This window comes from Candidatus Neomarinimicrobiota bacterium, assembly GCA_041862535.1.
GTDB lineage: Bacteria > Fidelibacterota > Marinisomatia > SCGC-AAA003-L08 > TS1B11.
The window spans coordinates 1-6,905 of record JBGVTM010000169.1 but is presented as its reverse complement, the minus strand read 5'-3'; the positions used below and the strand labels follow the sequence as shown (position 1 = coordinate 6,905).

Below are 6,905 nucleotides of genomic sequence, written 5' to 3'. Positions count from 1 at the left end.
GACCGCTTCCTGGTTGATATCCGAAATGAACAGTTCCGCTCCGGCATCATGCAGGTACCGGCACAGGTTGTAGCCCACGTGCCCGACTCCCTGGACTGCGACCTTGATCCCGCTGAGATCCTCCATCCCGAGCTTGGTCTTCAGGGCCGCCTTGATACCCACAAAGACACCGAAAGCGGTCACCGGTGAAGGATCACCACTACCCCCAAGTGCCCGGGAAATGCCGGTCGCGTATTGGGTCTCCATGCGGACCCACTCCATATCCCTGACGGTGGTATTGACATCCTCGGCGGTGATGTAGCGTCCCCCCAGGCCATCAACGAAGCGCCCGAAGGCTCGGAAAATATATTCGTTCTTATCAGTCTCCGGGTTGCCGATAATTACCGACTTGCCGCCACCCAGATTCAGGCCGGCAATGGAAGCCTTATAGGTCATGGCCCGCGAAAGGCGGAGGACATCGTAGAGCGCGTCCTCATCGCTTTCATAATTATAGAACCGGCAGCCCCCCAGGCTGGGGCCCAGGGTGGTGTCGTGGATGGCAATAATCGCCTTGAGCCCTATATCGGATTCATTACAGAACACCACCTGTTCGTGGTCGTGGCGACCCATCATTTTGAACACATCCATGTACCATCATCCTTTCTTTTGCAGCGCGCGGGCGATCACCACCCGCTGAATTTCAGAAGTGCCTTCATAAATCTGGGTGATCTTGGCATCCCGCATGAGCCGTTCAACTCCCGTCTCCCGGATATAACCGTAACCGCCATGAATCTGCACACATTGGCTGGCCGCTTGCATGGCGACTTCAGAGGCGAACACCTTGGCCATGGCAGCCAGGTATCCGAAAGGTTGATCTTGATCTTTAGCAAAAGCGGCCCGCCGTACTAACAGCCGGGCCGCTTCGATCTGGGTGGCCATGTCGGCCAACTTGAACTGTATGGCCTGGAAATCAATAATGGGCCGACCGAACTGTTCCCGCTCCCGGGCATAGGCCAGGGCGTGGTCTAAGGCCGCTTGAGCGATCCCCAGGGCCTGAGCGGCGATACCAATACGCCCGGCATCCAGGGTTCCCAACGCGATATGGAAACCCTTACCTTCGGCAGCGACCCGGTTGGCTAGCGGCACCTTCACGTCGTCAAAATAGAGCTCCGAGGTGTCGGAGGCCCGGATACCCAGCTTGTCCTCCGGTTTTCCGACACTAAATCCATCCCAGCCCTTCTCCACAATGAAGCAGGAGATGCCGTGGTGCTTCTGTTCCGGATCGGTGACGGCAAACAGCAGGACCACATCGGAGTGGATGCCATTGGAGACCCAATTCTTGGTGCCGGAAATCCGGTAGACATCGTCGTCGCTCCGGGCACGGCACAGCAGGTTGGCGGCGTCGGAGCCGGCCTGGGGCTCGGAGAGAGAGTAGGCGCCCAGCTTTTCCCCCTTTGCTAGCGGGATCAGATATTTGCTTTTTTGCTCATCTGTTCCATAGGTATCCAGCAGGTCGCACACCAGGGAGTTATTGACACTCATGATTACTCCCACCGCGGCGTCGGCCCGGGAAATCTCTTCCATGGCAATGGTGTAGGCCACCGTGTCCATCCCTGCGCCGCCCCACTGCTCGGGAACCATCATCCCCATCAGGCCCATCTCGGCCAGCTGGCGCACGATCTCTTCCGGCCAGGTCTTGGTCTCATCCCGCTCGATGGCCCCGGGGGCCACCTCTGCCTCGGCAAACTGGCGCACGGTCTGCTGGAGGAGGGTCTGTTCGTCGGTAAGGTTGAAATTCACCGTCTTAAGAAGCCTTTATGCTTGATAATTATAAAATCCCCGCCCCGTCTTGCGACCCAGGTGCCCGGCAGCCACCATCCGGCGCAGCAGCGGACAGGGGCGGTACTTGTCGTCGCCCAGCTCGCGATGCAGGACCTCCATGATGCTCAGGCAGACATCCAGGCCGATGAGGTCCGCCAGGGCCAGAGGCCCCAGGGGGTGGTTCATACCCAGCTTCATAACCTCGTCGATAGCCTCCCGCTCAGCCACTCCCTCCATCAGGCAAAAGACCGCTTCGTTGATCATCGGCATCAGCACCCGGTTGGCGATAAACCCGGGGTAGTCGTTTACGGTCACCGGCGTTTTGCCCAGCTCCCCGGCCAGCGCCACCACCGTCGCGTGGGTCTCATCACTGGTGTCGTGGCCACGGATGACCTCCACCAGCTTCATCACCGGCACCGGGTTCATGAAGTGCATGCCGATGACCTTCTCGGGCCGCTGGGTGGCAGCACCAATAAGAGTGATAGAAATTGAGGAGGTGTTGGAAGCGAGGATGGTCTCAGGTGGACAGATGCCGTCGAGGTCTTTGAAGATCCGGAGTTTGAGGTCAGTGTCTTCGGAGACGGCCTCCACCACCAGGTTCGATCCCTTCACCTGGGCCAGCTTGGTGGTGGTCCGGATGCGCTTCAAGGTGGCGTCGGCTTCGTCCTGGGTCAGGATCTCCTTGGCCACTTGGCGACCGAGGTTCTTCGCGATGGTTCTCATTCCCCGCTGGAGAAGCTCCTCCTCCACGTCCACCATGGTAACCTGATGGCCATGCTGGGCACAGACGTGGGCGATACCATTGCCCATGGTACCGGCCCCGATTACGGCAATGTCCGAAAGGTTTTCTTCGGGAGATGTGATGTTTTGTGACATCTTATCAACTCAATGAGCGATGATTATAGCTCTATAATTTACAATCTTCAGCTGTCAGTTACCCTGCTGTTTCCCGAACGCTCAGGCAACCGGCATGCTGGATCGATGTAAATGAACGCCCTGGAGACCGGTTGCCCGCTCCCGGGCTTAATGGATTCTAGATTCGTTCCACGATGACCGCGGCCGCCTCCCCGCCGCCGATGCAGATGGCTGCCAGGCCGCGACGGGCATCCCGCTGCTCCATGGCGCTTAGGAGCGTTACCAGGATGCGGGCCCCGGAAGCGCCGATGGGATGACCCAGGGCCACCGCCCCCCCGTGGATATTAACCTTCTCCGGGTCCAGTTTCAGCTCGTCGAGGGCTACCAGGGCCACCACGGCAAAGGCCTCGTTGACCTCGAACAGATCGATATCGCTCAGTGACCGGCCGGTTTTTTTCAGCAGCTTGCCGATAGCTTTGGCCGGAGCGGTAGGGAACCACTCCGGTGCCTGGGCCGCTGCGGCCTGACCTACTATGCGGGCCACCGGCGCGACGCCCAGCTCCTCGGCCCGGGATCGGGACATGACCACCACGGCGGCGGCGCCATCGTTGATCGAACTGGCGTTGGCGGCGGTGATGGTCCCATCCTTATCAAAGACCGGCTTCAGGGTAGGTATCTTATCGAAATCCACCCGCCCGGGCTCTTCATCCCTGTTCACCCACAACGGCTCACCTTTCCGTTGCGGCACTGCAACTGGAACGATCTCCTGATCAAAGATGCCGCCATCCTGGGCCGCCAATGCCCGCTTGTAGGACCGAACGGCATATTCATCTTGCCGCTCGCGGGTGATATTGCGCTCCCGGACACAGATCTCGGCACAGCTGCCCATATGAATCAGGTTATACACGTCCCAGAGGCCGTCATGAACCATACCGTCGATGAGCTCCCGGCTGCCCATCCGGACCCCCTGCCTCAGGCCGCCCAGGTAGTAAGGCACGTTGCTCATGCTCTCCATGCCGCCGGCCACGATCACCCGGGCATCACCGGTCTGGATGGCCTGGGCAGCCAGCATGACCGCTTTCAGGCCCGACCCGCAGACCTTGTTGACGGTCAGGGTTTCAACATTGTTCGGCAATCCCGCTCCCAGGGCGGCCTGCCGGGCCGGCGCCTGTCCCACACCGGCGGTGAGAACGTGCCCCATGATCACCTCTTCCACCTGCTCCGGTTCCAGGCGGCTGCGCTCAATGGCAGCGGCAATCGCCACCGATCCCAGCTGCGGCGCTGTTACGGACGCCAGGCTGCCTAAAAAGGACCCGACGGGGGTGCGGGCAAATGAGGTGATAACGACTTCCGGGTAGTCCATGACGTTACTCCAATCGGTGGGCTCAGCTGGCCACGTGCCCCTGATAGGCTTTGAGAATATCCTTTACCAGCCGGTGGCGCACCACATCCCGCTCATCGAGGCGACAGAAGGCGATGCCGTCAATCCCCTCCAGGATGTGCATGGCCTGGATACAGCCGGACTCTTCACTGGGAGGCAGGTCAATCTGGGTGATATCACCGGTGATGATGGCCTTGGAATTGATACCCAGACGGGTGAGGAACATTTTCATCTGCATGGAAGTGGCGTTCTGGGCTTCGTCCAGGATGACGTAGGCGCTGCTGAGGGTCCGGCCCCGCATATAGGCCAGGGGCGCGATCTCGATGATCCGCTGCTCCAGATAGCTGCGCAGTTTGTCGTAGGGCAGCATGTCCTGTAGGGCGTCGTACAGGGGCGTGAGGTAGGGATCAATTTTCTCTTTCAGATCACCGGGCAGGAAACCGAGCCGTTCCCCCGCTTCGACGGCCGGTCGGCACAGGATGAGCCGGTCCACCTGCCGGGATTTAAGGGCTGCCACTGCTATGGCCACGGCCATGTAGGTCTTGCCTGTCCCGGCAGGTCCTACGGAGAACACGATATCGTTCTCGAGCATGGCCTCGTAATAGCGCAGCTGCCCCTGGGTGCGCGGGGTCACCTCTCCCTTGGGGGTGTAGACGATCACCGGCATGTCCCTTTGAGGGGGACCGGCCTTCCCGTCAATCGATACCTTCACCAGCGCTGACACGTCCTCCGGCGTCAGCGCCCCCTTGCGGTTGATGGTGATGATCATGTCCCTGAGGACCTGCTCCACCCGTTGGACCTCCTCTTTGGCGCCCTCAATGGTGATGCGGCCGCCCCGGGCTATCAACTGGGCCTCAAAGGCCGCCGTGAGAATCTGCAGGTGCCGGTCATTGACGCCGAAAAGCAGGAGCGGATCGGTATCCTGGATGTCGAAAGTGTGTTTCACAATCGGGCCATTCGCTGAGTTGCTATTGTTCGTCTGTCGATGACTGCCGGGAGGGCTCCGGCTGCGGTAAGCCTGAAACGGAGAGCGTAAGGTATCACTGCTGAATATTACCAAATAACCGGGCTAGATTACAACTTTAACGAATTTCGGGGTAGGAGCTGCGCGTCGCCGTTACCTCACAAAGATTATGAGCCGATCAACCGCGGTCACTCCGCCTCGGTCCCCTTTTTACCACTCAGGCTGAGGCCCAGTTCCTTAAGCTGTTCGTCAGTGACGCGAGCCGGGGCCCCATCCATCAGCGACAGGGCGCTGGTGGTCTTGGGGAAGGCGATGACATCCCTGATCTGCGTGGCTCCCACCAGGACCATTACCAGCCGGTCGAAGCCGAAGGCGATCCCTCCGTGCGGCGGCGCACCGTAGCGCAGGGCTCGCAAAAGGAAGCCGAACTTCTCCTCCGCTTCTTCCGGAGTGATGCCCAGCAGCCTGAAAACCCGCTCCTGGCGCCTGGTGTCGTGGTTACGGATGGAGCCACCGGCGACTTCCCAGCCGTTAATCACCAGGTCGTACCCCCGGCTACGCACCTTGCCGGGATCGCTGTCCAGCAGGTGCTCATCGTCAGGATGCGGGGCGGTGAAGGGGTGGTGGACCGCCACCCAGCGCTCTTCCTCATCGTCGTACTCCAGCAGGGGGAAGCCCACGACCCACACGGGACACACTTCCTTCTCCCTGATCAGTCCGTCACGCCGGGCGATTTCCTCGCGCAGGGCCCCCAGGGCCGGCAGGGCCACCTCCTCCCGGTCGCCGATCATGAGCAGCAGGTCGCCTTCCTTGAGGCCCAGCCCGGTGATGATCTCCTGCTGCAGGTCTGCGGGGAAGAATTTGGCGATGCCCCCCTCCAGGCCGCTGCCGGCAGCCTTCATCCAGGCCAGCCCTTTGGCCCGGTGGTATTCGGTGACCAGGTTGGTCAGGCCGTCGATGTCCTTGCGGCTGTAGTCCGCCCCGCCCGGCACCGCCAGGGCCTTCAACCGACCCCCCTCCGCCAGCACCTCCTTGAAAGTATTGAAATCGGACCGCTCGACGAAGGGGGCGAACTCCTGCAGCTCCAGCTCGTAGCGCAGATCAGGGCTGTCGGTGCCGCAGCGCTCCAGGGCTTCCTGGTAGGTGAAGCGGGGGAACCGCTCCGGCAGCTGGAGGCCGTGAAGCTCTTGGTACAGGCGGCGGATGAGCCCCTCCACGACGACGTAGACATCCTCCTCGTCCACGAAGGACATCTCCAGGTCGATCTGGGTGAACTCAGGTTGGCGGTCGGCCCGCAGGTCCTCGTCCCGGAAGCACTTCACGATCTGGATGTAGCGGTCGAAGCCGGCGATCATCAGCAGCTGCTTGTAGGTCTGGGGCGACTGGGGCAGGGCGTAGAAGCGTCCGTGATGCAGGCGGCTGGGCACCAGGTAATCCCGCGCCCCCTCCGGCGTGGACTTCATCAGGGCGGGAGTCTCGATCTCCACAAAATCCTGCTCGGCGAAATAGTCCCTGACCACCTTATAGATGCGGCTGCGAGCGATGAGGTTGCGCTGCAGCTCCTCCGTGCGCAGCTCCAGGAAGCGATAGGTGAGGCGCTGCTCCTCCAGGGCGCTCTGGCGGTCGGTCACCAGGAACGGCAGCGGCTCGCTCTCGTTGAGCACCTCCAGCTCCCGGCACTGCACGTCGATCTCGCCGGTGGGCAGGTCGGGATTGAGGCTCTCCTCCGGCCGGGGCACCACCGTCCCCCGCACGGCAATCACGTCCTCCATACCCAATTTTTTGGCCCTTTCGAAGGCCTCTGGCGTTCGGCCTTCATCGAAGACCACCTGGGTCTTGCCGTAGCGGTCGCGCAGGTCGATGAAGATCAGGCCGCCGTGGTCGCGCCGGGAGTTGATCCAGCCG

Annotated in this window: 6 protein-coding genes; all 6 read right to left on the bottom strand. The window is 61.2% G+C overall.

The features are described 5' to 3' along the window. Positions 1–627: Glu/Leu/Phe/Val dehydrogenase dimerization domain-containing protein (locus tag ACETWG_06155; GenBank protein MFB0516170.1), on the bottom strand; the 627-nt coding region annotated here is incomplete at its 3' end. 6 nt (positions 628–633) lie between these two features. Then, positions 634–1,779, bottom strand: a complete 1,146-nt coding sequence (locus ACETWG_06150) for an acyl-CoA dehydrogenase (GenBank protein MFB0516169.1) — start codon at positions 1,777–1,779, stop codon at positions 634–636. Positions 1,780–1,794: 15 nt separating this feature from the next. Further along, positions 1,795–2,676, bottom strand: a complete 882-nt coding sequence (locus tag ACETWG_06145; protein MFB0516168.1) for a 3-hydroxybutyryl-CoA dehydrogenase — start codon at positions 2,674–2,676, stop codon at positions 1,795–1,797. Between the two features lie 157 nt (positions 2,677–2,833). Then, positions 2,834–4,018, bottom strand: a complete 1,185-nt coding sequence (locus ACETWG_06140; protein MFB0516167.1) for an acetyl-CoA C-acyltransferase — start codon at positions 4,016–4,018, stop codon at positions 2,834–2,836. Positions 4,019–4,040: 22 nt separating this feature from the next. Next, positions 4,041–4,985: a PhoH family protein gene (locus tag ACETWG_06135; GenBank protein ID MFB0516166.1), complete on the bottom strand. Its 945-nt coding sequence runs from the start codon at positions 4,983–4,985 to the stop codon at positions 4,041–4,043. 203 nt (positions 4,986–5,188) lie between these two features. Further along, on the bottom strand, positions 5,189–6,905 hold a 1,717-nt coding region (gene aspS / locus ACETWG_06130; GenBank protein MFB0516165.1), incomplete at its 5' end, for an aspartate--tRNA ligase.

What these genes read in the sequence shown, in the direction of transcription:
- ACETWG_06140 (MFB0516167.1), bottom strand. Translation starts at nt 4,018, where the DNA reads ATGGACTACCCGGAAGTCGTTATCACCTCATTTGCCCGCACCCCCGTC.
- ACETWG_06145 (MFB0516168.1), bottom strand. Translation starts at nt 2,676, where the DNA reads ATGTCACAAAACATCACATCTCCCGAAGAAAACCTTTCGGACATTGCC.